Source organism: Faecalicatena faecalis, assembly GCF_012524165.2.
In the GTDB taxonomy this organism is placed as follows: domain Bacteria; phylum Bacillota; class Clostridia; order Lachnospirales; family Lachnospiraceae; genus Faecalicatena_A; species Faecalicatena_A faecalis.
In genome coordinates this window covers 411548-437550 of record NZ_JABACJ020000001.1, presented here as the reverse complement: position 1 = coordinate 437550, position 26003 = coordinate 411548, and the positions used below count along the sequence as shown (strand labels likewise).

Here is a 26003-nt window from a genome sequence, read left to right as displayed (position 1 = left end):
ATACCTAAGTAAGCAGGTATGCCAGAAGTAGTATACATAGAATTATAATACCACAAACAGCGCAGGTAATACAATCCAAAATCAAAGCCCTAAATCAGCCGTTTTCCGTCAAAAAAGCGAGACCTGTCCATTCCTTACACATGGAACTTTTTGTGCATCTCCTCTTTGAATTCTTTTCCTTTAAAAATGACCAATGCCGCTAGGAACAGAAAACAAGCTACCACACACACCGTACAGATGGGAGTAAAACGAACGACTCCCGCAAGCAGCAGAATCAGCGGCAGAATCACTCCATAGCCGCCCGCCATCACAAAGTAAATCATATACTCCCGCGCCGTATTCTTCTGTACCTTTGTGATAATGAACATGGACACAAGAATCACCATACAGACGATCGGCAGCACAAAATCTACGGACCATCCCCGCCATCCGGTAAATATGTCCCACAGAATACATCCTACTGTCACAATAATGAGCTGCCACATGGCATTCTTCATCAGATTATACCGCTTGACGAATCCGATTGCCAGCGCCAGCCACATGCTTCCTATCCCGGCCGCGGTAAACAAAGTCCAGCGAATCTTCGGATGCAGATTGAAATCTGCCGCCACACAGCCGACCGCCGCTGCCAGGCACAAAAAAGAAACGAATTTGAATACCTTCATCTCCAGCCGGCTTGGAACATCGGGCTGTGGAAATTCTGGTTCCACCTTCTCCACCCCGATTCCCTGCTGCTTTAATATCCGGTAGAAATTCCTCTGAATATTAATGGTATCGAACCTGGATGTGAATCCAAGAGAAAGCTTGTCCCCAAAGGAGCACATACAAAGCTCCATCTTCGGGGTACTCGTATAGACTCCGAAGCGTTCAATAAAAGGTTCATACTCTGCCGGCATCTTGACCGCACTCATATTTGAAAAAATTGCCGTCACATCCCGCTCTGCATATCTTGCTCCGGCCTTGATCCCCAGGTTCTTAAGCTCCAGAGGAGCCAGTCTCAAGATCGGATGCATCTCCAGCGCGATCAGCTCATTCATATGCTCTGCCACACGCTCGGTGGTCAGTTCCTCAGCAAAATATTCTTTCACATGTTCCAGGACCTCCTCAAAGCTTCCACCGCCTTTTCCAAAATGATATCCCGGTTCAATCCAATTAAAGAAATTCAGCATAGATTCGGACGGGAAGAACTTTCTCAAGTTGACAGGTACCATCAGCACGATGGGATGTTTTTCCTGCTGCTTCGTCATCTCCTGATGAATCGCGAACAGATATACGGTCGTCAAAAACACAGTCATGGATACACCCAGCTCTCTGGAACGCTTCAGCACCTCTTTTACAGAAAGAACCGCCTCGTTCACCTGCAGCCTTCCCACTTCCTTGCGCGGTTTTTTTAATTGAAACGCCTTGGGTTTTTTCTCCTTTTTTTTCTTTACCTTCGTATAATACTGCGAAAAGCTGTCACTCTCTTGATCCTGGATCGTCACATTCTCATCCAGCAGGGCCACATCCTTTAGCCCCTCGCTTTGATGGGCCAGGAACAGATAATTCTTCACCAGCTCCCTAAGGAACTCTGTCGCCCCGGTCCCGTCCGTCAACGCATGGAACACTTCAAAATTAATCCTTTTCCCATAATAGGTAACCTCGAACAACAGATTCTTTTTATCCCGCACATACAGATTGCTGCAGGGCTCCTTACATTCTTCATGCACCTCCGGGCGCAGTTTACTCTTCTCCAGGTAATGCCAGAAAAGCCCTTTGCGCATTACAGAAAGAAATACGGGATATGTGACGACCGTCCGGTCCAGAGCTTCCTGAAGTAATTCAGGATCGACCTCCTCTTTTAAAACACAGAAAAATCGGAATACTCTCGTATCCTTTTTATTGCTGGTCGCGGAAAATAATTTTGCCGCATTATCCAGCTTTCTCCAATATGCTCTCTTCTGCTGCACCCCTTACACCTCCTGAACGAACTCCCTTTCCAGGAATTTATTAATATGATCGAAACTCTCCTGCACATAAAAATTCTTAATCCCCAGGGCAAAATATCCATGCAGGGCATCTTTGATCCTGCATATTTCCACTCGGTTCCCAGCCTCCTTAAGTCTTTCCCCATATGCCTCGCCTTCATCCCGAAGTGGATCATATTCCGCTGTCAAAATCAAAGTATCCGGCTGATTCGACAGGTCCTTAGCAAGAATCGGTGCAAAATACGGATTCTGTTTATCCTCCTCACAGCCTGCATAGAGCTCAATATAATCTCTCATTTTCCCTGCAGTCAAAAGATAATCTGTCCCGTTCTCCCGCACAGAATCATACGGGGAGGACTCGGAATAGTCACTGCTCACCGCCGGATAAATCAGAATCTGTCGTTTTGGAAGGAATTCGCCCCTGTCCCTCGCCATGAGAGACAGCGCAGCCGCCAGGTTCCCACCAGCGCTGTCACCGATCAGCGTAATATCCTCCGGGTCCACGTTCAGAATAAAACGGTTCGTAAAAAGTGCCTTCGCTGCCGCATAACAGTCTTCCAGACCGCTGGGAAATTTATTCTCCGGCGCAAGCCTGTAATCAATGGCAACTACCACATGCTCTGTGGCATTTGCCAGACGTGCACAAATTCGCTCATAATTATCCACACTCTCAGTCACCCAACCGCCTCCATGAATCAGCAGCATAACCCGGTGCTGGTTCGGCCCCATATTCTGGAACGCCTTCTCATTCGGGAAAAAAATCCTCGTCGGGACCTCATGCTCCCCATTAAATATCTTATAATCAATTGTCTTGTAAAAAATCTTCATCGGATCCAGCCTTTTTAGATCTGCCAGATGGCGGGATGCCTCCACCTCGATTCCGTCGAAAGACAGTGCTTTTAATATCATCCTGGTCGTATTATTGATTGCCATATAGGTCTCCTATCTCATTGAATGAACCTGCTTTAGTCCATATTCATCCATATTCATTGTTGGTACAATACAAAAAGAATATGTACCTTCTCTCATGATACCATAACACCATGCCCATGAAAACGAAAAGATGCCTCTTTTAGATTTTGCTTTCAGATTTTCATCTGTCTGCATATCTAAAAGGGCATCCTCCCTATTTTTTATGACAATTCGAAAGCCCCAGTATACAACTGATAGTACTTTCCATGTTTTTCAATTAAATCCTCGTGACTGCCTCTTTCGATGATCTGCCCTAGTTCCAGGACCATAATGACATCGGAATTCTGTACAGTGGACAATCTGTGTGCAATAACAAATACGGTCCTGCCCTTCATCAGAGCATCCATGCCACGCTGTACTATGGCCTCTGTCCTTGTATCGATAGAGGAGGTCGCCTCATCCAGAATCATCACTGGCGGATCAGCAACTGCCGCCCGGGCAATAGAGATCAACTGTCTCTGCCCCTGGGACAACCCGCTGCCATCTCCTGACAAGACCGTTTCATATCCGTCCGGCAACATACGGATAAACCCGTCTGCATTGGCACGCTTAGCCGCAGCAATACATTCCTCATCTGTGGCATCCAGTTTTCCATATCGCAAGTTCTCCATCACTGTCCCGGTGAACAGATTGACATCCTGCAGGACGATTCCCAGGGAACGGCGCAGGTCCGCCTTTTTGATCTTATTGATATTGATTCCATCATAACGGATCTTCCCGTCCGCAATATCATAAAAACGGTTGATCAGGTTCGTGATCGTCGTTTTTCCTGCACCTGTAGCGCCGACAAACGCCACCTTCTGCCCCGGTTCGGCATACAACGTGATATTGTGGAGCACCACTTTCTCCTCTGAATATCCAAAGTCTACATCGAACATCCTGACCTCGCCTTTTAGTTCGGTGTAAGTCAGTGTTCCATCCTCATGCGGATGCTTCCAGGCCCACAGTCCTGTCCGCTTTGGCGTCTCTGTCAGGACACCATTCTCATATTTGGCATTGACCAGGGTGACATATCCGTCATCGGTCTCGCTCTGTGCATCGATCAGCTCGAAGATACGTTTTGCTCCTGCCAGTGCCATGATGATTGCACTTAACTGCTGTGACACCTGCCCCAGCGGCTGGATAAAGCTTCTGGAAAGCTGTAAAAAGGAAGCGATCATACCAAGAGAAATGACATCTACTCCTGTCAGGCTGACATTGGTCACACCGCTGATTGCCAGACCTCCTCCTACAATTGCGACCAGAACATACAATACATATCCGAAGTTGTTCATGATAGGCATGAGCACGTTGGCATAGGTATTTGCCTGTGCGGCCTCGCCGAATAATTTTTCATTCTTCTGGTCAAAGATTTCCTTCGCCTTTTCCTCATGACAGAATACCTTGACTACCTTCTGTCCGTTGATCATTTCCTCGATATATCCATTCACATCTCCGATGGAGGCCTGCTGCCTGACAAAATACTTTCCGCTGTTTCCGGCAATCCTTTTCACCACCTGGAGAATCAGAACGATGAACAGCAGGACGAACAGGGTCAGCCACACACTGAGAGACAACATTGCAAAGAAGACTGCCACGATCGTTACGATAGAAGAAAAGAGCTGCGGAATACTCTGGGAAATCATCTGCCGCAGGGTATCCGTATCATTCGTATAGTGGCTCATAATATCTCCATGGGAGTGGGTATCAAAATATTTGATCGGCAGAGTCTGCATGTGGGAGAACATCTCATCTCTAATTTTTTTCAATGTACCCTGGGAAATCACCGCCATAGTCCGATTGTAGAACAGCGTTGCCAGAACACCAATCAGGTACACCCCTGCCAGCAGCATCACTGCCCTGAGAAGTCCGCTGAAATCCGGCACTGCCTGCACCAACAGCGGAGTGATATAATCGTCGATCAGGACCTGTAAAAACAAGGATGCCATGACACTCGCACCTGCACTTAACAGGATACAGAAAAGGACAATGACAAAACGTCCTTTATACTCTTCCATATACTTTATGATACGCTTCAGTGTCTGCATATCCAGCTTCTGCATTCTCTTATTTTCAATTTGACTGTCTTTATTTCTCTGTACTTTCTCATTTGTTTGGTTTGATTCATTCTGCTTACTCATCTTCACTGCCTCCCTTCTTCTGGGATTCATGTACTTCCCTGTAGATTGCATTTGTTTCCAGCAATTCTTCATGGGTCCCGATACCATTGATCTGTCCGTCGTCCAGAACAATGATCTGGTCAGCATCCTCTACAGAAGAAATCCTCTGTGCTATGATGATTTTCGTTGTATTCGGTATCTCCTCGCGGAATGCTTTTCTGATCATCGCGTCCGTCCTTGTATCGACCGCACTCGTAGAATCATCCAGAATCAAGATCTTTGGATTTTTCAACAATGCCCGTGCAATACAGAGCCGCTGCTTCTGCCCGCCTGACACGTTGCTTCCGCCCTGCTCAATATATGTATCATACCCTTTCGGGAAACGCTTGACAAAATCATCTGCCTGTGCCAGCTCACATGCATGAATCAGTTCTTCATCCGTTGCCTGTTCATTTCCCCAGCGAAGGTTTTCTTTAATTGTGCCGGAAAACAGCTCATTCTTCTGAAGCACCATGGCGACCTGATTACGCAGGGCCTCGATATCATAATTTCTGACATCGATGCCGCCCACCTTGAGGGAACCTTCTGTCACATCATAAAGCCTTGGAATCAACTGCACCAGTGTCGATTTCGAAGAACCTGTACCGCCAATGATTCCAATCGTCTCACCAGACTTGATATCCAGATTTACGTGATCCAGACATTTTTTGTGAGCCTTATTAGAATAGCTGAAAGAAACGTCCTCAAACTGAATCGAACCGTCTGGTACTTCCATCACTGGATTCTCTCCATCCCGCAGATTGCTCTCTTCTGTCAGCACTTCATAGATACGTTCCACAGATGCCTTGGACATCGTAATCATAACAAATACCATGGACAGCATCATCAGGCTCATCAGAACCTGCATTACATAGGTAATCAGACTCATTAATTCTCCTGTCGTGAACCCGCTCCCCGGACTTCCTCCGCTGAGCACAATGGCCCTTGCTCCAAACCAGGAGAAGAAAAGCATGCATGCGTACATGCAGAACTGCATGAGAGGCATATTAAAAGCAAGTGTTTTCTCGGCCTTTGAAAAGTCCTTGTAGATCATTTGGGAAATGTTCTGGAATTTTTGTCTTTCATAATCTTCTCTTACAAATGATTTGACGACTCGGATACCACGCACATTTTCCTGCACTACGTTATTTAACTTATCGTAGGTCTTAAATACTCTCCTGAAAATTGGATGCACTTTTGACATGATCAGCCAAAGCCCAATTCCAAGAACAGGGACACAAATCAGAAAAATCATAGATAAACGTGCATTTACCCGAAATGCACATACCAATGAGAAAACCAACATCAGAGGAGACCTCATTGCCGTACGGATAATCATCTGATACGCATTCTGTACATTTGTCACATCTGTCGTCATCCTTGTCACAAGACTAGATGTGGAAAATTTATCTATATTCGAGAATGCGAAATTCTGTACGTTATAATACATATCTCTTCTTAAATTCTTCGCCAGTCCTGCAGATGCATAAGCTGCCGTCTTTCCTGCTGCCGCTCCAAAAAACAGGGATAAAAATGCTGCGATCAAAAGTGCGATCCCCACCTTCCAGATATGTCCCATATCCCCTTTATCAATCCCATAATCGATCAGTTTCGCCATCATCAAAGGAATCAGCACTTCCATGATTACTTCCAGTGAAACCAGGATGGGAGTCAGAATGGAGTCTTTTTTATACTCTCTGATACTTTTTGCCAACGTCTTAACCATCTCTTAACCTCCTTCTATCATTGTCCGACATCAAACTATTTAGGAGAAAAGGAAGCCGGCTTTCTGCCGGCTTACCCCTCACTTACATTCTTCTTGATCCGTTCTATATAGGAATAAAACTGCTCCAATTCATCTTCTGTAAACCCTTTTACGATCTGGGCCTCCACAATATCCCTGTTACGCTCCATCTCTTCTCCCAGAGCGATTGCCTTGGGCATCAGTGTCAGCTTTTTCAGCCGTGCATCCTCTGGAACGCTCTCACGTCTGATCAGCCCCTTCTCTTCCATCAGGTTCACTACCTTGGAGGCTGTCGAACGGGTAATATTGAACTCTGACTCCAGATCCTTCTGATACACCGGCCCGCTCGGATGATCTCTTAAGTAAGCAATAATCCATCCATTCGAGCCCGTGATCCGATCGATCTGTACCCCGTTCATCTGGTTATCGATAAAACGCTTAATCAGGTTATCCAGTACCCGGAGCTCTCTTCCCATATACCGTTTTTCTTTCATCTTCATCCCTCTATTTGTTTGATACCTAACTGTTGTATATCTAACTGTTTGACATCTAACATTCTAACACGTGGACCAAACAATGTCAACCGCCTTTGTTTCTTCTTTTTTCTACAAAATCACCAAAATAAAGATTTCGGCGAGCCGAAATCTCGCGCCGAAGCGCCGCCGCTTGCGGCCATCTTCCTCTTGCGCGAAGTGCTCATCCCCCGGAGTTTTTTTTATTATATAGGAAAGTTCAAAGAACTATCCTATATAATAAGAAAATGCGCAAACTCATATCTGAATTTACGCATCTGCAACTCGGCGCTTATATCCGCTTTTCAATTGCCTTGAACGCTCCATTGATCATAAGAGCAAGACCTGCAGATAATACACTCCCTGCAATGATCTTGTAGATATTCATGGTGCGCAGTCCGTCAAAGAGAACCTTTCCTAGACCTCCGGCATTGATCATCGCAGCAATTGTCGCTATACCGATGGTCGATATAACTGCAAGTTGAATGCCTGTAAAGAATGCCTTCTTTGCCAAAGGCAGCCGGACCTTCCATAATACTTGAAAACGCCGCATCCCCATTCCTTCTGCCGCTTCTACCACCGCCGGATCGACCTGGTAAAGGCCAGAGATAAAATTCCTCAAAAGCAGATATTGGTTATAAGCCACTAATACAATCTCTGCTGTAGTCGTCCCCAGTCCCGTGACCGGAATCAAAAGAGCAAACAGTGCAAGACTCGGTACGGAATAGAGAACGGAAAAAATATGGATCATGTATTCCCCCGCTTTTCGGGAGTAAACAGCCAGAACCGTCAGTACCGCCGCAATCAGAAGAGAAAAGAACAACGTCACTGCCACGAGCTCTATGTGTTCTGCCAATGCCTCCAAAAGATCATCATAATGTTTCGCCAGATATGCTGTCATGCCGCTCATACATATCCCTCCCAAAGCTTTTCCTGTTCCCTTGCAGAACGAATCAAAGCAGCGGTAAACTCATCCGCAGGATCATGGATGATATTGGCAGGTGTATCGAACTGACAGATCTTCCCCTGATTCATGATCATCACCTTTGTTCCCAGTTTAAACGCCTCATGAATATCATGGGTAACAAGCAGAAAGGTCCTCTTTAATCCGCTGTGTATCCGCAGAAGTTCTTCCTGCAGCCCGATCCTGGTAATCGCATCCACAGCTCCAAAGGGCTCGTCCATCAGCATGATCTTCGGTTCTACTGCCAATGCTCTTGCCAGTCCTACCCTCTGCTGCTGTCCACCGGAAAGCTGGGATGGATACCGTTTTTTGAATTCCTCCGGCTCCAGGCCCACCATCTTAAGCAGCTCATTCACTCTGGCTTCGATTCTCTGCTTATCCCACTTCAAAAGCTTAGGAACCGTCGCCACATTATCTGCAATCGTCATATGTGGGAATAATCCAGTCTGCTGTATCACATACCCGATCCGCCTCCGCAGCTTCACCACGTCTACCTCTGAGGTATCTTCTCCGAATAGGAGAATCTTCCCCTCATCCGGTTCATACAGCCGGTTGACCATCTTTAACAATGTCGTCTTACCACAGCCTGATGAACCCAATATCGTAATGAACCCGCCCTCCTCTATGGAGAAGGAGACATGATCTACTGCATAATAACCTGATCCATCAAACGTCTTGCTGACATCTTTGAATTCTATTGCCGGCACTGACATCCTGGTGTCCTCCTTCCTGCCTTACTCTTACAGTCTTATCATTTGATAGATTCATAATATTCAGAAGCCACATCCTCATAATCTTCTTTCTCCACATCCACCTTTGCATTCAGCGCTGTTATAGATTCTGTATCCATCTTGGCACTGATTGCATTCAGGATATCCGCGATATCAGGATTTGCTTTCAAGATATTGTCACGTACGACCGGTGCCAGATTATAAGGGGGCCATACGTGCTTATCGTCCTCAAGCAGAGTGAACTTATCTTTATCTGCCAGCGGTCCCTCTGTCGTATATGCGGGTGTCACATCTGCCTCATCGCTGGAAAGGACTTCGTATTTCAATCCGCCGTCATATACCTTGGATGACTTCCAGTCGAACTTACCATAAGTCTTCTCTAATGCTGGAATTCCATCCTCTCTTTCATTGAATTCACCCTGTGATGCGAATCGAAGCTCTGACGCATGTTTCTGAAGATCCGAAATAGTCTTGATACCAAGCTCCTTAGCCAAATCTGTACGGATGACCAGTCCCTGTCCATCATTTGCCTGGGAATAATCCAGCCAGGTAAGCTGAAACTGCTTCTCATATTCATCCTTCACAGTATCATATACCTCCTGCGGGTCTGTAATCAGATCCATCCCTAAGACAGACAGAAGCCCAGTCCCTGTATATTCAGGATACAGATCGATCTCGTCATTGACAATCGACGTGTGGATTACGGAGCCTGCAATATCAAACACACGCTCCACCTGATAACCAGCATCCTCCAGCGCCAGCGCATAGATCTCAGACACAATCATTCCTTCTGTAAAATCCTTGGACCCTACACGAATCACGCTGCTCTTTTCAGCTTCCTTGTTCCCCTTTGCATCAGAATCCTTGTTCCCGCCGCATGCGGTCAGGGAAATCAGCATTACCATACATAAACACGCTGCTGCAGCTCTCTTCATCTTTGATCTCATCTTTCTTTTCTCTCCTTTTCCTGTGTACTTATACCTCATAAATATCCTGTCCAACAAATTAAAAATCACTCCTGCCAGGATAGACAACAGGGCCACTGAAACTCCGCCTACCAAAAGCAGGTCCGTCCTGTTCAGACCCAACCCCGTAAAAATAATTCCGCCCAGTCCGCCTGCACCTATCTTAGCTGCGATCGTCGCACTGGCAATGATCTCAATCATGGCCGTCCTCGCCCCAGTCAAAATATAAGGAACCGCAAGCGGCACCTTTACCTTCCAGAAAATCTGTCTCTGAGTCATCCCCATCCCAGCAGCCGTCTCCAGCATGAACTTAGGGACCTGCTCGAACCCATCCGCTGTATTCATCAGAATCGATGGAATCGCCAGAAGTACAAGTGCCGTCATAGCCGGCCTGACACCAGTCCCCATAATCGGAATCAGCAGAATCAGCACCGCCAGGCTCGGAATGATGCGCAGCACCTGGAAAATCCCGACGATCCATCTCTTCGACCGTCCATACCGGATACACAGATATCCGAGAGGAATTCCTATCATGGCAGCTACCAGAAGCGATAACAGGCTGATACTGATATGTTCACCCAGACTGGTCAGGTACTCATCCAAGCTGTTCGCAAAGTACGACTGCATTTTGATCCATATCTCATTCATTAACTTTTATCATTCCTCTCCGTTTTTGTATATTGTGTGTATTTATCATTAGTATAATGCAAAATGATTGTGAAAGCAAGAAAACTTTCGAATATACGTTCGTGATTTTAATGTAATTGTAACTGTTCACAGGTACCCTGTGCACAGTTACGATTTCAGCCCATTTTAAATGCATCTTCGATGCATGGGGCTGAAATCTATCCTACTGTCAACTCTGGCGCATAGCTTGACAGCAAGTGTCAAGCTTGCGAGTGAACAGTAACATGTAATTTCAATACCGCCTCTACCGGGCATACTTCTCTGCACGCACCGCATTGCAGACAATGCTCTGACTGAATATGACATGGGGTTCCTTCTGAAATACATCCCTGCGGACAGACCTTGATACATGCGCCGCACCCAAAGCAAGAATCCTGAATCTGAAATCCGGCCTTTTCCTCTTCCATGCCGTAGGAAAAACTCTCACGGTTAATTGGATGATGAAGCAGATCAAACCATTCTCCATAGCCTTCATAAATCAAAAATGCATCCAGTATCATCCGCGTCTCCCCCGGATATACTTCCTTCATCCCCGGGTTATCCTCAAATACTTTTTCAAGCCACTCTTTACCGACCATCTTCACCTTCCCTGTGAATTTCAGCGACTGACATTCTGGACACATCGCACTTAAAGCAATCTCTCCAGTCTGTACTAACTGCTCATAAAATGGTTTACCTTTAGAGGTGACAATATACATTCCCTCGTCAGACGAAATCATGATATTAATGATTCTGCTGTGAGGATGTCCCTCTATATCTACAGTTGCCGCAGAGGCGATTTTCACCTGTCGGAACATATCTACATATTTTCTTGCCTTCTCATCCATATGTATTTCCATCCTTTCCTCTTTTTGTAAATCTGATAATTACTTACTTCTTCTGATACTAATATCATATCTTTTCAGGTTCTAAACGTAAAGTACGCACAATAAAGTGGTTAAGTATCTTTAAGTAACTAAGCAACCTTTTAGTACCTGCTTTTCTTTTCTCAACCAACAGTATATAATCAATACATAGGCGCTTATATTCTCATACCGCCCTTACGATACTTTTTCATATTATAATGTAGGAGGAAAAATGATGGATTCCACGAATAAAATGCCAGAATGTCCCGTAGAAATGACACTGCAGCTCATCGGTGATAAATGGAAGGTTCTGATTATCCGCGATCTTCTCGGCGGAACCAAACGTTTCAATGAGCTCATGCGCTCAGTCAGTGGAATCAGCCAGAAGGTACTGACAGCCAATCTTCGCTCCCTGGAGGCCTCCGGGCTGGTAAACAGAAAAGTATATCCACAGGTCCCGCCCAAAGTTGAATATTCACTTACAGATACAGGACTGAGCCTGAAACCCATCTTAGATTCCATGATTGAATGGGGAATGGCATATAAGAAGAAGATTCAAAAATAAGCGGTCACAGTGACATGTCTCCTCTTTACTGATTATATCCATTAAAGAGGAGGCATATCACAAAGGCCGCTTATTTCTGTCTTACCTCCCGTGGGGCGCATCCATAAATTTCATGAAACATCCTGTTGAACAATTTATAATTAGTAAATCCATGCCGCTCCGCCAGTTCCATGACTCCTTCCCCTGTATTGCAGATATCATAATAGATATGCATGAGCCGGACCTGATTCACATATCTTGAAAAGGTCACTCCCATATTTTTCTTAAAAAATCGACTGAAATATTCTCTGCTTAGAAAAAAGTGTGAAGCAATACTCTCCAGGGAAATACTTTCTGAATGGTGTTCTTCAATATAATCGGTTATTTCTCCCAATCGTTCCAGGCTGGATTCCTTCTCTGCAATTCCATTCTCCTTTGCCTGCACGGAAAAATGATTGAGCATTTCAAAGAAGATTTCCATAGCTACCGCCTGATCCTGTAACTGATAGCCCAGGGGCTGTGTCACATACAACGGCGGAAGCCTCTTTAACAGCCTGCAGATTTCCAGGTACTTTTTAAGCTTTTCTTTTTCCAGAGTCTCTCTGGAACATTCCAATTTAAATTCATCAATATTTTCAATATAGGTCTTCATCCTGTTTCTGGAATAATGAATGACTACCATCATAGAGACCTTGGCACATTTCAATTCATGAATCTGATTAGAATCTACAATTACAAATTCTCCTGCTACCATTGTGTGGTCCTTCCCTTCAAAAATAACATTACCTACCCCATTGAGGATATAGATCACTTCCACGGCAGCATGCCAATGTGCAGGAATGTACTGTCCCTTGTTCGTATAATAACGAATATCAATTCCAGTCTTCTCTAATTCATAAAGTGGTTCATAAAGCATATCAGAAACCTCCTGTATTCACCTTAGCTACGATTTTTCTGTTGTTCCATTGCGGTTCCGTGTGAAGACTAGGTATTCCAGTGCCCCCTTTCGGGCACACTTTATGAAATATCATCAGTCCATAAGGTATATCTTATTTCCGTTTTCGTAAAATGTCAATATTGCCCTAATAAAAAGTCAAGATATTATCTAAAATCTATATTTTCCGCATGATATCATAATAACTGTCAAAAGGAAATGTCAAAAAAAGAAAGGAGAATGTACTATGAGTAATACATGTGCAGCAACTATGAAAACTACAACTTCTGTAAACTATGAGAAAAAGGTATCTTTATTCGAGCGTTTCAAAAAATACCTGCTTGAAAACAATGAGATCATCTGCGCTGGTGTAATCACAATGAATGGCGGCACTTACATTCCAACAAATTTAAGAAACAGATAGTGTGAAAAGTATGGAATGCAGAGAAACTAAAAAAGTACATAAAGAAGAGTAAACAGCAGGTATCCCCTATTTCAGGAACCTGCTGTTTTTATGTATCATTGTTTATTTTACATTGCAGCTTTTATATATTGCCTTCTCCACTATTTCCAAATGATATCACCCTTTCTCCTCGGAGCAGTCCTAAGATAGGTAACTGCCGGATAACCAAGAAGCATGCAGCATGCCACTGGCTTTTCCCCAATTCCCAGCCATTCTCTCAACGCAGATCTTGCACTGATGATACGCATCAAATACCCACTGTATAATGCACCAAGGCCTTCTGCCACAGCCACATTCTCTATATTTGCAGCAGCCAGACCTCCGTCTAAGGGGTGATCAGACGTAATCACTAAAAGGGATGGTGTATTAAAAAATAAATTATCTTCCTTTGGATCTGCCTGCCATTTTTTATAAAAACTGCCGAAAACTCTTGCATACACGGGTGCCGTCTTCTTCAACATTGCCAGCACCTCCGGCATCTCATCCCACAACAGCTTCTTAAATTCCTCCACCCCATCCTGCACAAAGACAAAAGTACATCCCTGCAGGTTCTTTGCGGTGGCTGTATACCGCCCTGCATCCAGAACATGCTCCACCTTTTCCCGTTCGATCTTGTCCGGCCTGTAATTGCGGATACTTCTTCTGAACTTTATTGCATGGAGCATATTCTCCGGACGGATGCAAAATGTATCTGCATCATACTTCTCTATGTCATCCATATCGTATTCTGGAATAGATACGGCTTCCACTGGGCAAAGTGCCACGCAATGACCGCATTCAATACATGGTTTTACCACTTTTGCTTTGCCATCTTCCAAAACAAGAGCTCTACCAAAACAATCTTTGATACAGGCTCCACATCCTATACAAACATTCTGTTCTATCTTTACCATAATACTTCACACCTCCATATCTGCCATCTGCTTTTCATTATATCATATTTTTCCATTTCCAGGACATACTATAATCGAACCTTCCTGCTCATATCGTTGGTGAACTGTAATGATTCACAGATTCCTGTGCACAGTTACGATTTCAGCCCATTTTAAATGCATCTTCAATACACGGGAATAAAAGACGATAAAATGAAGGAATGGAGAATCGAACATCGAAAGGAGAATTCTTTACATGAAAGCAATCATTGACAGAGATGGATGTATCAGTTGCGGTCTGTGCGTGGCAACCTGCCCGGAGGTATTTAGCATGGCTGACGACGGACTGGCTGAGGTCATCAGCGATATCACTTCTGAAACTGAAGAATTAGCTCAGGAGGCTGCTGACAACTGCCCTGTAAGCGTTATCGCTGTAGAATAGCCGCCTTACCATCCACTGATAAAACGGACACACGAAAATAACACGGTCAAAAACTGCCCCATCTATTGAAGTCGGACATGAAACCATGATATATTGAACTTAACACATTTTCTTGTTCGAGGGATTGGGAGGCAGATATGGAAACAGTGATTGAAGTAAAAGATCTGGTAAGAGATTATGGTACTATCGAGGTGCTCAAAGGATTTGATTTTTGCGCCCGTGAAGGAGAATTCATTACGATCATGGGGCGTTCCGGCGGCGGTAAGAGCACCTTCTTAAAGGTACTTGGCCTGGTGGACCGTCCCACTTCTGGAAAAGTATATTTCAGAGGTGAGGATTCTGAGGATCTCTGGGATTCCCAACTGGCTGATATCCGGCGCAGAGAGATTGGTTATGTGCACCAGGATTCCAGGCTGATGGACTGTCTGACTGTGGAACAGAACATCAAGCTTCCCATGATTCTTGACAAAAAGGATACGAAGACAATGCAGAGCCGGACAGAGGAAATTGCCGGACGTTTTGGAATCGGTGCCCTGACGAAGAAGTACCCATCCGAGCTATCCGGCGGTGAAAAGCAGCGGACCGCTATCTGCCGTGCATTAATCAATAACCCGGATATTCTCCTGGCAGATGAACCGACCGGGAATCTGGACAGCCAGTCCGGCGAGATTGTAATCCACGCTCTGGAGGAAATCAACCATGATATGGGAAAGACCGTCATTCTTGTAACGCATGACCCTAAGCTTGCCAGCTTCAGTCAGAAGACGGTCCTTTTAAAAGACGGCTTGATCCTGGAGACTATTGTCCGTCCGAAAGGGGAAAAGAACGAGACACAAAGAGCATACTATCAGATGATTATGGACAAAATGGAGGAACTATAACAGTTCCCCCATTTTTGTAATTCCCTTCATTGAAAACAAAATCTTTACAAGCTTTGGATCGAACCAAGTTCCAGCCTTTTCCACAATCTCGTCCATGCTCATGCCCTCAAAATACGCCTCAGTAAGCGCCAGTATCCTGGCTGCAAGTGGAATCTCCTCTCCCCCAAGAGAGGCCGGCTGCCCGCTTCCATCCCAGTGCTCCGTATAATAGAGGATGCAGTCCGCTTCTTCATGATATTCATCCAACGTAGATAAAATTCGATATGAAATCTCGGAATGTTGTCGTGTCAACCCTTCTTCTCCGTTATACCCTGCACTTTCCAAATTCGCAAATGCACACATTCCTACCTTTCTCAACTGATAACTCTTCTTCAAGAGCTGCTCAGACTCTGGACACACCTTTGCTGCAAACACTTCCAATACTTGATTCTCTTCCTCTGTAAGTTCCCGAATCATTCCATTTTCTTCTGCCTGCTTCATAATGTCAGACACCAGGCAGTGTTTAATCTGGCTGCTCCTGCTCAGCTTCTGTGTATACATCATTTCATCCGCAGCTTTTAGAGTCTCACCGATCGGCTGCAAACAGTCCTCCTTTAACGCGTACCCCATGGAAACCGAGACCTTGGTTCCACACACAGTCGGCCTGTCGAATACAGCTTGTATCCTGCGGATCAATTCCTCTGCCTCATCCCTGGTAGTCTGCGGAAAAATCATCGTATACTCATCTCCGCCGGTACGGGCAAGCACGCCTTTTCCACCACAGCCTTCCTTTAAACATTCGGCAGCCGTACAGATCAACTGATCTCCAGCCGCATGTCCAAATACATCGTTTACAAACTTCAATCCATTCAGGTCACAGCCAACAATGCAGAGGGGCAGATATTGCTTTCCATCCAGCTTCATCAGCTCACGTTCGAAATAGCGTCTGTTGTACAGACCTGTCATGGAATCATGAAAACTCATATACTCTGCTGCTTTGCGCTTCTCCTCGCGGATGATGGCCTCATGAACGATTGCCTTGATTCCATCCGAAATCTCATCAATCTCTTTATTTGTAAAGCTTGCGGCATCCACCGCCTCCACATTGCCTTTTGCTAAATGCTGCACACGCGCTGCAAGCTCTATGAGCGGCTCTGCAAACCGATGACTTAGGACCTTACTCAAAACGAAACTTAAAACAAATGAAACTACCAGAATCAAAAGCAAGAGTGAGATCAGACTGTAGTAAACGGGTCTGAACACCTCTGCTCTATCGATAGCCGTCCCAGCCAGGAGCCGCGTTTCTGGTATCCACTCAAAGTAAGCAATCTTGGTAACTCCATTATTTTCAAATATTGCGTAATTGCGATCTCCGCTGACGATCTCACTCCACACTTTCTCATCAATACGGGACTGTACAGAATCATTGATCTCATTCTCATCTGGATGCGCCAGAATAATCCCCTGGGGATTGACCAAAAAACTCCGCTGAGATGTATATCGGTACTTCGTACTCAACTGCTCGTTAATGTTCGCATTCGAACAATCGATTGCAATCACTCCGGTCAGTCTGCCTTCTGAATTAATCAACCGCTTGCTCTGGCTCAGCAGCCACTCCCCTGTATACAAATCCTTATATGAGGTCTGAGAGACCCCCTTTGACATCCTTGCAGACTGATACCAGGGTCTTGTCGTAGCATCCGATTTTTCTGGCAGCGGATAGCCTGCAACACAGATCCTACCGTCCGTATACCCTGCATATATGTACGTCACACGTGGAATTTCTTTTTCTATCTTTGCCATCGTCTCCACGACCTGATCGTAACTGTTTTCATCCGCATTAATCATCGCTTTATCGTGCGAGAGGATTTCTATAATAGAGGAGCTCTCATAAAACATCCCTTCCATATAAGTTACGATCTGATTATTACAGTCACGCAATTGGTTCTTTACACTATCCTCACTGCTGTTATAAACAAGCCAGAGAAGAATCCCGGCAAATAGCATAGAAATCAGAATAAAAAAGACAAAGACTACCTGAAAAATCTCTTTCTTTATGCTAAGTCTTCCCTTAAGCTGTCCCTTGAATTGTCCTTTTAACTTACCATTCAAAAACATCACCTCATACAGTGCCTCATAAGAGTCTTGTTCTTCCAATTTAACCTGTAAATCATTCATTACCATTTTTTTCCATAAAAGAGTATATCATAAGAACGACTTTTTAGAAATATATTCAAGTGATAAATTTAAAAGGAAGGAAGTCATATGGGCAGCATGCCCATATGACTTCCTTCCTTTTATGTATCATCCGGTGATTTTTTCTCTATGCTCTATGACAGCTTTGACAGACTTTTATTTTTTCCATAACATACTGTTTTACCTGCTCTCTTCCGGCTGCATTGTACTTCTTGGGATCGATTGTACCCGGTTCTGCATCCAGCACAGATCTTACTCCTTTGGTAAATGCAATACGCAGATCTGTTGCATAATTCACCTTGCAGATTCCTCTTTTAATGCATTCGCGCACTGTCTCATCCGGGACTCCAGAGGTTCCGTGAAGTACAAGGGGAATGCTTACCTTCTTCCTGATCTCACTGAGCCGGTCCAAATCCAATTTAGGTGTCCCTTTATATACTCCATGTGCAGTACCAATCGCCACTGCCAGAGAATCAACCTCTGTCAGTTCCACAAAACGTGCGGCATCAATCGGGTCCGTATACGGATTTCCATCCCCTGCTTCCAGATCATCCTCTTTGCCGCCGACCTTACCCAGCTCTGCTTCCACCGGAATTTTTGCAGGATGACAAGCATCCACAACGGCCCTGCTGACTGCGATGTTCTCTTCCCAAGTACCATGAGAACCATCGATCATGATAGAAGTATAACCGGCACGGTATGCCCTCATCGCAAGCTCAAAACTGCTGCCGTGGTCCAGATGTATGACAATTGGCACACTCATCTTTTCGGCTGCGGCCTTTACATTCGCATAAAAAATTTCCAGATCCGCATATTTCACAGTAGACGGTGTAGTCTGCATGATGACCGGAGAACGCAATTCTTCGGCTGCCGCTGCCACGGCCTGTACCATTTCCATATTTTCCACATTGAAAGCACCGATTGCGTAACCGTTCTCCTGTGCATCCAGTAATAATTCCTTTGTTGTCACTAATGGCATTATATTCCCTCATTTCTATTCATTTATCCCGACTCGTTCTATCTTGACTTGACTCAAAAGCCTTTCCTGTACCTCCGGCTCAAAACATCCGGTCTCCGAAGAAAGAGCCGCTGCCGTCGCTGTTGCCACGGCATACCGAAGCGCATCCTTTGGGGCCGCCTTTCGCTTTAGTGCCACAGCAAGAGCACCTACCATAGAATCACCGCATCCGACTGTATTGACTACCTCAAGCTTCGGAGGCCTGCCCTGAAATACCCCCTCGCTGCACACGAGCAAAGCCCCATCCCCGCCAAGGGAGATCACAACGTTGGGAATTCCCATCTCATAGATCTTCTGTGCATAGCTTACAACATCCTCAAATCCCTTTACTTGAATTCCAAATAGTGCCTCAATTTCATCCTGATTCGGCTTCACCATCGTAGGACATGCTTTCAGACCATTTTCAAGCAATTCACCGTTGGTATCTAGTATCACCTGTTTTCCAAGATCTTTTGCACATTGTACCAAACTCTGGTAAATATCCTTGGAAATCCCCCGGGGGACACTCCCTGATATGGTTACGACACTGCTGTCCTGGATCATTTTCGGAAAACACTCCAGAAACGCTGTTTCCTCTTCCCTTGTGACAGGTTCTCCCGGCTCCAGATATTCCGTGGACCCATATCCCTCATCCAAAATATTAATACAGCTTCTTGTCTCAGCCTTCACATGAACGAACCGATGAAAAATCCCATCCTGCTCAAGCAATGATTCCAAATACGCACCATTGAATCCACCGGTAAATCCCGTCGCCTGTACTTCTTCCTTACAAAGCTTCACGATCCGTGCCACATTCATCCCTTTCCCTCCTGCACTGTTTCGGCAGGAGGCTACGCGCATGACAGTTCCATTTTCAATACGGCGGTCCATAAAATACGCCTTATCGATAGACGCATTTAACGTCACTGTTGTTATCATCATCTCTACCTCTCACTGTCAATCAGAATCTTTCCTTTGACATTTCCCGGTGTCTTATACATCTCAAATGCATCTGCTATCTTACTGAGCGGCATTTTTCTAAAAATAAACGACTCGTCAAATTTCAGTTCTCCTGTCCTAAAATAGTGGGCCGTAAGCTCCCACTCTTCTCCTGGAAACGGAGCGCTGTAGGACATCCAGGAGCCCGTCAGGGTGAATTCCTTCCGATTCATGTTCTCCCATTCTTTCACCGAGAAGCTCAAGTCCTTTGTCGGTGTCCCTACAAAACAGACACCGGCTTTATTGGCAGCCAGTTCAAAGGCCATCTTCATGGTGACAGTATTTCCAGCGGTCTCATATACATAATCGAACCCCTTTCCATCTGTCAGCGCAAAGGCCTGTTCCATAAAGTCTGGTTCCTGTGTATTGATGCCCGCCGTTGCACCAAGCCTTGCACCAAGCTCCAAACGCTCTTTTGCAATATCAAATACAACGACCTTTTTCGCTCCGAAAATCTTCGCCCACTGCATGACGAACATTCCAATCGTACCGCCTCCGAGGACCGCCACCGTTCTTCCGCCCTCATATGGCACTCTTTTCAGGCCATGCAGCGCCACAGTAGCTGGTTCAAAAAAGGCACCCTGCTCGAAAGAAACCTGCTCTTCAAAAGGAACTGCATTCCTTTCCGGTACAACGACATACTCTGCAAAGCTTCCAAATTCACGGGAACCAATGAATCTGTAATGTCTGCACAAGGAATAATCCCCTTTTTGGCAATCCTCACACTCCATACACGGAACCAGAGGCACCCCGGCCACTCTGTCCCCCGGCGCCACCCTGGTGACGCCTTCACCCACTGCTTCCACGACTCCTGAAAACTCGTGTCCCAATACATTCGGGAAGAAATGGCATGCATCACCATTGACTCTAGGCACATCTGAGCCACAGATTCCGGTATACTTTACTTTTATCAACACCTGCCCTTTTTTAGGCATAGGTTTTTCACACTCTTCATAGCGAATATCATCCTTCGCGTGAACAACTCCTGCTTTCATCTTCTAATCCTCTTCTTTCAATTCTGCAGCTCTTTTCTTAGAACAACGGACTGCGAACACCATACACAAAATATAACCGATTAAAATGACGGCCATCCCCATCAGATTTTCTCTTGCAAATATCTGGGTGAATACATAGGTAATCGGACATCCTCCCTGATCCATAGCTGCCATCAGACTGCTTCCATCTGTGGAGCCTGTCGTAGCCGCCAGCTTGGTCACCCATGGAATCGTCTGATTTGTGATCCAGATAGTGACAAACATAATTGCACTGCCTGAGATTAAGGTGCGGAACAGATTTCCTTTATGCACAGCTACAGCGATTGCAATAAAGAAGCCAATTGTAGCCAAGTCACCAAATGGAAGCACCTTATTTCCAGGTACGATCACTGCGATCAAAAGGGTCAGTGGAATAAAGATCAGTCCTGCTGTTACCACCTGTGAGTCTCCAAGGAGGATTGCAGGATCCAGCCCGATGTAATACTGAGAATTTCCGAACCTCTTTGCCATCAGTTCCTTCGCCCTCTCTGAAATGGGCATCAGACCTTCCATAATACATTTTACGATTTTCGGCATCAGCACCATGACAGCAGACATCTTCACACCAAGCGGAAGAGCCGCCTGTGGACCGTACCCTGCCAGGAATCCGACCACAGTACCTAAGATACCTCCGATGACGATCGGTTCTCCAAGCACACCTACCTTTTCCTGCAGAGTATCTGCAGTAAGATCAATCTTCTTTATTCCCGGAATCTTATCGATGATCACATCGATCACGCAGGCAATAGGTGCCATATACGCAGAGGTTCCATGGGGAACTGTCAGCCCATCCAGCTCAAAATAATCAGACATCAGCGGTGCCCAGATATCACCCAGCTTGTATGAGATAGCAGCATGTACTACAACACCCAGTATGCCCACCCAGAAATTTCCGGTCACTGCATAAGCGATAGCTCCTGTAAATGTCATGTGCCAGATATTCCAAATATCGATGTTGACAGTCTTTGTCAGTTTCGTCACAAGCATGATCACATTGACCAGGATTGCGACCGGTATTGCAACTGTCGCAATATTGGAAGACCACGTAATCGGAGAGGCACCCGGCCAACCGATATCAACAACACTTAATGACAAGCCAAAACGTTCGGACATTGCCTGTGCCGCAGGTCCCAATTCTGCATTCATCATATCCACGATCAGGCTGAGCCCTACAAACCCAACACCGATCATCAGACCAGAACGAATCGCCTTTCCAACCTTGATGCCGATACAGATACTAATGACTGCAATCACGATCGGGAGCATGACAGACGCACCCATATCGATGATATAATTAATTCCTTTTCCTATCATTTCCAACATTTTTTATCATCCTCCAGAATGTTCTCTTATGTAGCGAATCAATCCTTTAATACATCCAATATTGCCGCTTCTGTTTTTTCTACGCCTACCCCGGAAATAAAAGGCATTCCTGTGATCAGCGGCACACCGTAATCTCTTTTAACCTTTGATGTAGTAACGATCAGGCTCGTGCCCGGAAGATTTGATTCGATTTCTGAAATACGGATCTGGCAGATCTCCACGTCAATATTGTTCTTCTTACATAATTCTACAACTTTATTTGCTGCGATTGTTGAAGTCGCTACTGCTCCGCCACATGCTACAATTACTTTCTTTTTCATAATAAATTCTCCTTCTCTCTGATAATTTCAATAATTTCTTTCTTCTCGTTTACTTCTAATAATTTCTTCAATACATCTGTATCCTGAATGATTGCTATGATCTGCTGTAAATTTTCCAAATGCGCATTTGGATCTTTTACGGCCAGCATAAATACCAATCTGACCTGTGTCGTCTCATCATCGGTTCCCATCTGAATGAATGTGACCGGATTTTTTAGCACTGCGATTGCAATTCCCGGCTCCTTCACATGACTGACATCCGTGTGCGGAATCGCTACGCCGATCCCGTCTACATCCAGCCCAGTCGGAAACTCACTTTCCCGTTTCATCAAAGCTTCTACATAAGTATCTTTACAATAACCTTCTTTGATGAAGGCCGCTCCCAACTGCTTCATGACATCATCTGATGTCCCGGCCTCAAGCCCAGTGAAGATCAGGGAATCCTTTAACTCCTCCCAAATCATATGTCTGACTCCTTTCGTATCTATGATTCCTTTATTCCAGATAAATTTATTTTGAAAGATTTTTGCTTGCCGGCTCTCTCTTTCTGTACTTATATCCTAGCATGTCGTTCTTATGAAAAACAGTCAAAGGTATTTCCTATTTTTTGCAAAAAAATAGAACGGTCAAAATCTTTTCCAAACTTCTTGAAAAAATTTTGACCATCCTGAAAAATCCAATATCTAGTGTTTTCTTATGAAATAGAGCACCTTTTATTCCTTCCTTTGCTCATGATCTGCAATCTAATAATCTGCAGTCTTATATTCAAATTCCTCTATAATATGAGCTGCCTCTAGCGTTGTATCACACTCTCTGAGCCGACTTTTGAATTCTTCGTTCTGAAGCATGTTGACCAGATTAAAAAATGCCTTCAAGTGGGTCTTATGATCCACTGCGCTCAGACAGCAGACGAACTCCACCGGATCATTTTCTTCATCTCCAAATGGAACCGGGGTCTTTAAGCGAATCAGGTTCATTCCCACCTTCACACTTCCCTGTTCCAGCCCTTCATGTGGAACTGCAAATCCCTTGGACAGCACCACATAGGGACCGTTCTCTTCTATATTATGAATCATTGCATCAATGTAACGCTCTTCGATATATCCCTCTTCCAACAGCTTTTCTGCAGATCGATGCACCGCATCCCGCCAATCTGTACACTCTACCTCAAGTTGGATATGATGTTCCATCAGAAGGTGATGCAGGTCCGGGGAAAAGATTTCCGCATCCGCCTCCACAGACTGTTTGAAATACCCCCTTACGACCTTTCGTATTTCCTTCATCACATCCGTCGCATCCTCCGGGACCATCCGGTATATAACCGGAGCAAGCTGCTCCAAAAGTCCCTTCGCAGTCAGCTCCTTTGCCTCCACGCGGGAAGGCAGATGCCGGCTGTTGCGCAGCGCATCGATCTTATTGCCGACCCGGATATAATCTTCATCGTTCAGCATAGGAGAAACAATCACATACTCTATCCTGCATTCCGGCAGCGGAACCGTGGAGATGATAAAATCAGCCTGTTCCTGGGAAATGTTTTTGGCCTCATGAGAAGAGATGATATCCACAATTTGAAAGTTAAAATGTTTCTTTAACCGCTCCATCAAAAGCTGAGACGTCCCAATTCCCCCATGGCAGGCCACAATGACATGGAAAGCGATTTCTTTATTCTTTTTCCGCTCAAGCGCAGCACATACATGAATCGTAATATAAGCGATCTCATCCTCGGTAAGCTGTCTGCCTACATGCTGACAGATAATATCGAGCTGGTTCTTCACGACTTCAAGCACATCCTGGTTATCTTCCAGCACTTCCCTGACCAGTGGATTGACCGGATAGGAAGCTGGAATGGATGTAAAAACAGATTCCAAATGGTTAGACAGATTCTCGAAAAAATCATAGTCGCCGTTCAAATTGATCTCCAGTTCCTCCGAAATATTCTCAATGAACTGCCTGGTGATGAGCTGTATTTTAACAGCCTCTCGCTCATTGGACTTTTGTTTGATATAGCGCGCCATGACCAGCATCTCACTTAAAAACTGTACCTCATCCTCCGTGGTATTGATCTGGCAGTATTGGGAAATATATTTCAGGATATCCTGTGCCATCCGGTATTTGGTGTTATCCTTCTTTTTTCGAATCTCCATATATTCTCCCTGCAGATTCCGGTTTACCATGATTCCGAGATACAATAACAGCTTCTGGAAGGAATCATCTGTGAGGAAACTCTTATGGAGATGCTCCTGCTCACTCAAAATCTTCTGTATGGTGATTTTATTTCCAGCCTGGACACTGATATATTTTGCAGCAGCGTTCTCTGAATCTGTCTTTACGCCTGCGCTGGCAGCATCTGCCGCGTTGCCAAGCCCCATCAAAAAAAGGCGTTTGTCGCTTTCCCTTCCTTCTACACGCAGCCCCTTATTGGGATGAGAGAGAACCTCCAAGTTCCCGGAACGAATAAATGCCTTGATATCATCCAGGTCATTGATGACCGTCGCCCGGCTTACGAACAAGCTGTCCGCAATTGTTGACAGGGTGATGTATTCCGATGAACTGATCAACATGGCCGCTGCGATCGTTCTGCGTTCCTCTTTGGAGAGCTTGTAGACATAATAGTCTTTATCTGATACAAGATTCAATATCTGCGGAAAATCCTCACCTCTATGAATCTGTCCCCCACTCTTTAATTCCAATTCTCCCAAATGGTTCTCCCGCAGAATCTCATTGATCGCATTCAGATCATTCCTTATCGTCCGTTGAGAAACCTGGAACTGCTCAGCCAGATTAGATATCTGCACCAGCCTGTCCAATTGATTCAATTCATTGATGATAGACACAGTCCTTTTGTTCATTCACAAACCTTCTTTCAGCTAAATCAATGCCATTACTGCCTCTGCTATCTCTCCCCCATGTCCGATGACCCGGTCCGCAGATTGGATTTCTTCCGGCGCATATCCATAAGCACAGCCCACGACCGGAATCTGATTCTGTCTTGCTGCGTCAATATCGAACTTCCGGTCTCCGACCAGGCATGCAGCTTCACATCCAAGCTGTTTGAGCAGTGTTCCCAGGACTTCTGCCTTACTGCTTCCCATATTCAGGGAACCGATCACAGGAAAATAATCCTTGAGATGAATCATCTCCAGCACATGCTCGATGTGCTCCGGGAAGGCGTTGGAACAGATTGCTAATTGATACCCTGCTTCTAAAAGCTTATCCAGGCTCTCCTTAACTCCTGGAAAGGCTGCAGCGTGTTCCTCCATCAGTTGAAATTCGTAATCTTTGATATCCTTTCTCCAATCTGCCAGTTCTTCGCCTGAGAGGCTTACGAAAAGCTTCTCTATGATTCCAGCGGGACTCAGGCCGATACAGGATATGATCTCTGCTTCTTCTGCCCTTCTGCCGCGCTTTTTCAATGCCCTTTGATAGGCTTCCAGGGCATACAATGCCGTCTGGTTCAATGTGCCGTCAATGTCAAAAATTGCATACTTGCTCAT

General features: G+C 45.2%; 25 protein-coding genes. 4 read left to right on the top strand and 21 right to left on the bottom strand.

All coding sequences use genetic code 11. From position 1 onward, the window contains the following. Positions 1-134: 134 nt before the first annotated feature. The 10 genes from HGO97_RS02055 to HGO97_RS02005 all read right to left on the bottom strand — a co-directional run bounded on the left by HGO97_RS02055 (position 135) and on the right by HGO97_RS02005 (position 11519). Positions 135-1949 carry a DUF6320 domain-containing protein gene (locus HGO97_RS02055; RefSeq protein ID WP_216238930.1) on the bottom strand — a complete coding sequence of 605 codons (1815 nt, stop codon included), beginning with the start codon at positions 1947-1949 and terminating at the stop codon, positions 135-137. Positions 1950-1952: 3 nt separating this feature from the next. Further along, positions 1953-2900, bottom strand: a complete 948-nt coding sequence (locus HGO97_RS02050) for an alpha/beta hydrolase (protein ID WP_216238929.1) — start codon at positions 2898-2900, stop codon at positions 1953-1955. Positions 2901-2909: 9 nt separating this feature from the next. Further along, complete coding sequence (locus HGO97_RS02045; RefSeq protein WP_216238928.1) at positions 2910-3074, bottom strand: hypothetical protein; 165 nt, start codon at positions 3072-3074, stop codon at positions 2910-2912. Between the two features lie 26 nt (positions 3075-3100). Next, complete coding sequence (locus tag HGO97_RS02040) at positions 3101-5059, bottom strand: ABC transporter ATP-binding protein (RefSeq protein WP_330654145.1); 1959 nt, start codon at positions 5057-5059, stop codon at positions 3101-3103. Beyond that, a complete protein-coding gene (locus tag HGO97_RS02035) occupies positions 5052-6803 on the bottom strand; it encodes an ABC transporter ATP-binding protein (RefSeq protein WP_216238919.1) in 1752 nt (583 codons plus the stop codon). Before HGO97_RS02035 ends, HGO97_RS02040 begins: the two co-directional genes overlap by 8 nt. Before the next feature lie 71 nt (positions 6804-6874). Then, the gene (locus HGO97_RS02030) at positions 6875-7315 is read right to left on the bottom strand and encodes a MarR family winged helix-turn-helix transcriptional regulator (RefSeq protein ID WP_216238917.1); all 441 of its coding nucleotides are present in this window, start codon (positions 7313-7315) and stop codon (positions 6875-6877) included. 310 nt (positions 7316-7625) lie between these two features. Beyond that, positions 7626-8243 (bottom strand): ABC transporter permease, encoded by a 618-nt coding sequence (locus HGO97_RS02025; RefSeq protein WP_330641353.1) that lies wholly within the window; start codon positions 8241-8243, stop codon positions 7626-7628. Next, positions 8240-9010: an ABC transporter ATP-binding protein gene (locus HGO97_RS02020; RefSeq protein ID WP_216238909.1), complete on the bottom strand. Its 771-nt coding sequence runs from the start codon at positions 9008-9010 to the stop codon at positions 8240-8242. The genes HGO97_RS02025 and HGO97_RS02020 overlap by 4 nt, the downstream gene beginning before the upstream one ends. 38 nt (positions 9011-9048) lie before the next feature. Then, entirely contained in the window at positions 9049-10641 is a 1593-nt protein-coding gene (locus HGO97_RS24130) for a glycine betaine ABC transporter substrate-binding protein (RefSeq protein WP_330654144.1), read from the bottom strand. 239 nt (positions 10642-10880) lie between these two features. Next, positions 10881-11519: a 4Fe-4S binding protein gene (locus tag HGO97_RS02005; RefSeq protein WP_246597253.1), complete on the bottom strand. Its 639-nt coding sequence runs from the start codon at positions 11517-11519 to the stop codon at positions 10881-10883. Positions 11520-11757: 238 nt separating this feature from the next. Between HGO97_RS02005 and HGO97_RS02000 the strand changes: the two genes are divergently transcribed. Continuing rightward, positions 11758-12090, top strand: coding sequence for a winged helix-turn-helix transcriptional regulator (locus HGO97_RS02000; protein WP_330641351.1), 333 nt, complete (start codon positions 11758-11760; stop codon positions 12088-12090). A 70-nt stretch (positions 12091-12160) separates the two neighbouring features. Here the strand turns inward: HGO97_RS02000 and HGO97_RS01995 are convergent, their stop codons facing one another. Beyond that, positions 12161-12985, bottom strand: coding sequence for an AraC family transcriptional regulator (locus HGO97_RS01995; protein ID WP_216238905.1), 825 nt, complete (start codon positions 12983-12985; stop codon positions 12161-12163). 265 nt (positions 12986-13250) lie between these two features. On the opposite strand from HGO97_RS01995, the gene HGO97_RS01990 reads away from it, so the two are divergent. Then, positions 13251-13427 (top strand): hypothetical protein, encoded by a 177-nt coding sequence (locus HGO97_RS01990; protein ID WP_216238904.1) that lies wholly within the window; start codon positions 13251-13253, stop codon positions 13425-13427. Between the two features lie 140 nt (positions 13428-13567). Here the strand turns inward: HGO97_RS01990 and HGO97_RS01985 are convergent, their stop codons facing one another. Next, a complete protein-coding gene (locus tag HGO97_RS01985; RefSeq protein ID WP_216238903.1) occupies positions 13568-14359 on the bottom strand; it encodes a nitroreductase family protein in 792 nt (263 codons plus the stop codon). A 235-nt stretch (positions 14360-14594) separates the two neighbouring features. Here HGO97_RS01985 and HGO97_RS01980 point away from each other — a divergent pair, with 235 nt between their 5' ends. Together HGO97_RS01980 and HGO97_RS01975 are read left to right on the top strand one after the other, a co-directional pair. Next, positions 14595-14780: a ferredoxin gene (locus HGO97_RS01980; RefSeq protein ID WP_216238899.1), complete on the top strand. Its 186-nt coding sequence runs from the start codon at positions 14595-14597 to the stop codon at positions 14778-14780. Positions 14781-14917: 137 nt separating this feature from the next. After that, entirely contained in the window at positions 14918-15661 is a 744-nt protein-coding gene (locus HGO97_RS01975; protein ID WP_216238898.1) for an ABC transporter ATP-binding protein, read from the top strand. Here the strand turns inward: HGO97_RS01975 and HGO97_RS01970 are convergent. From HGO97_RS01970 to HGO97_RS01930, 9 genes are all read right to left on the bottom strand, one after another. After that, positions 15656-17818: a diguanylate cyclase gene (locus tag HGO97_RS01970; protein ID WP_216238897.1), complete on the bottom strand. Its 2163-nt coding sequence runs from the start codon at positions 17816-17818 to the stop codon at positions 15656-15658. The two genes, HGO97_RS01975 and HGO97_RS01970, sit on opposite strands and share 6 nt — an antisense overlap. A 145-nt stretch (positions 17819-17963) precedes the next feature. Beyond that, positions 17964-18815 carry a class II fructose-bisphosphate aldolase gene (locus HGO97_RS01965; protein ID WP_216238893.1) on the bottom strand — a complete coding sequence of 284 codons (852 nt, stop codon included), beginning with the start codon at positions 18813-18815 and terminating at the stop codon, positions 17964-17966. A 15-nt stretch (positions 18816-18830) separates the two neighbouring features. Next, a complete protein-coding gene (gene pfkB, locus HGO97_RS01960) occupies positions 18831-19775 on the bottom strand; it encodes a 1-phosphofructokinase (protein WP_330641350.1) in 945 nt (314 codons plus the stop codon). A gap of 2 nt (positions 19776-19777) precedes the next feature. Beyond that, positions 19778-20827, bottom strand: a complete 1050-nt coding sequence (locus tag HGO97_RS01955; protein ID WP_216238892.1) for a galactitol-1-phosphate 5-dehydrogenase — start codon at positions 20825-20827, stop codon at positions 19778-19780. A 3-nt stretch (positions 20828-20830) separates the two neighbouring features. Continuing rightward, positions 20831-22189, bottom strand: a complete 1359-nt coding sequence (locus HGO97_RS01950) for a PTS galactitol transporter subunit IIC (protein WP_246597252.1) — start codon at positions 22187-22189, stop codon at positions 20831-20833. Between the two features lie 38 nt (positions 22190-22227). After that, positions 22228-22509, bottom strand: a complete 282-nt coding sequence (gene gatB, locus HGO97_RS01945) for a PTS galactitol transporter subunit IIB (RefSeq protein ID WP_216238890.1) — start codon at positions 22507-22509, stop codon at positions 22228-22230. Then, the gene (locus tag HGO97_RS01940) at positions 22506-22973 is read right to left on the bottom strand and encodes a PTS sugar transporter subunit IIA (RefSeq protein ID WP_216238888.1); all 468 of its coding nucleotides are present in this window, start codon (positions 22971-22973) and stop codon (positions 22506-22508) included. Before HGO97_RS01940 ends, gatB begins: the two co-directional genes overlap by 4 nt. Before the next feature lie 279 nt (positions 22974-23252). After that, positions 23253-25358, bottom strand: coding sequence for a BglG family transcription antiterminator (locus HGO97_RS01935; protein ID WP_216238879.1), 2106 nt, complete (start codon positions 25356-25358; stop codon positions 23253-23255). An 18-nt stretch (positions 25359-25376) separates the two neighbouring features. Then, complete coding sequence (locus HGO97_RS01930) at positions 25377-26003, bottom strand: HAD family hydrolase (RefSeq protein WP_216238877.1); 627 nt, start codon at positions 26001-26003, stop codon at positions 25377-25379.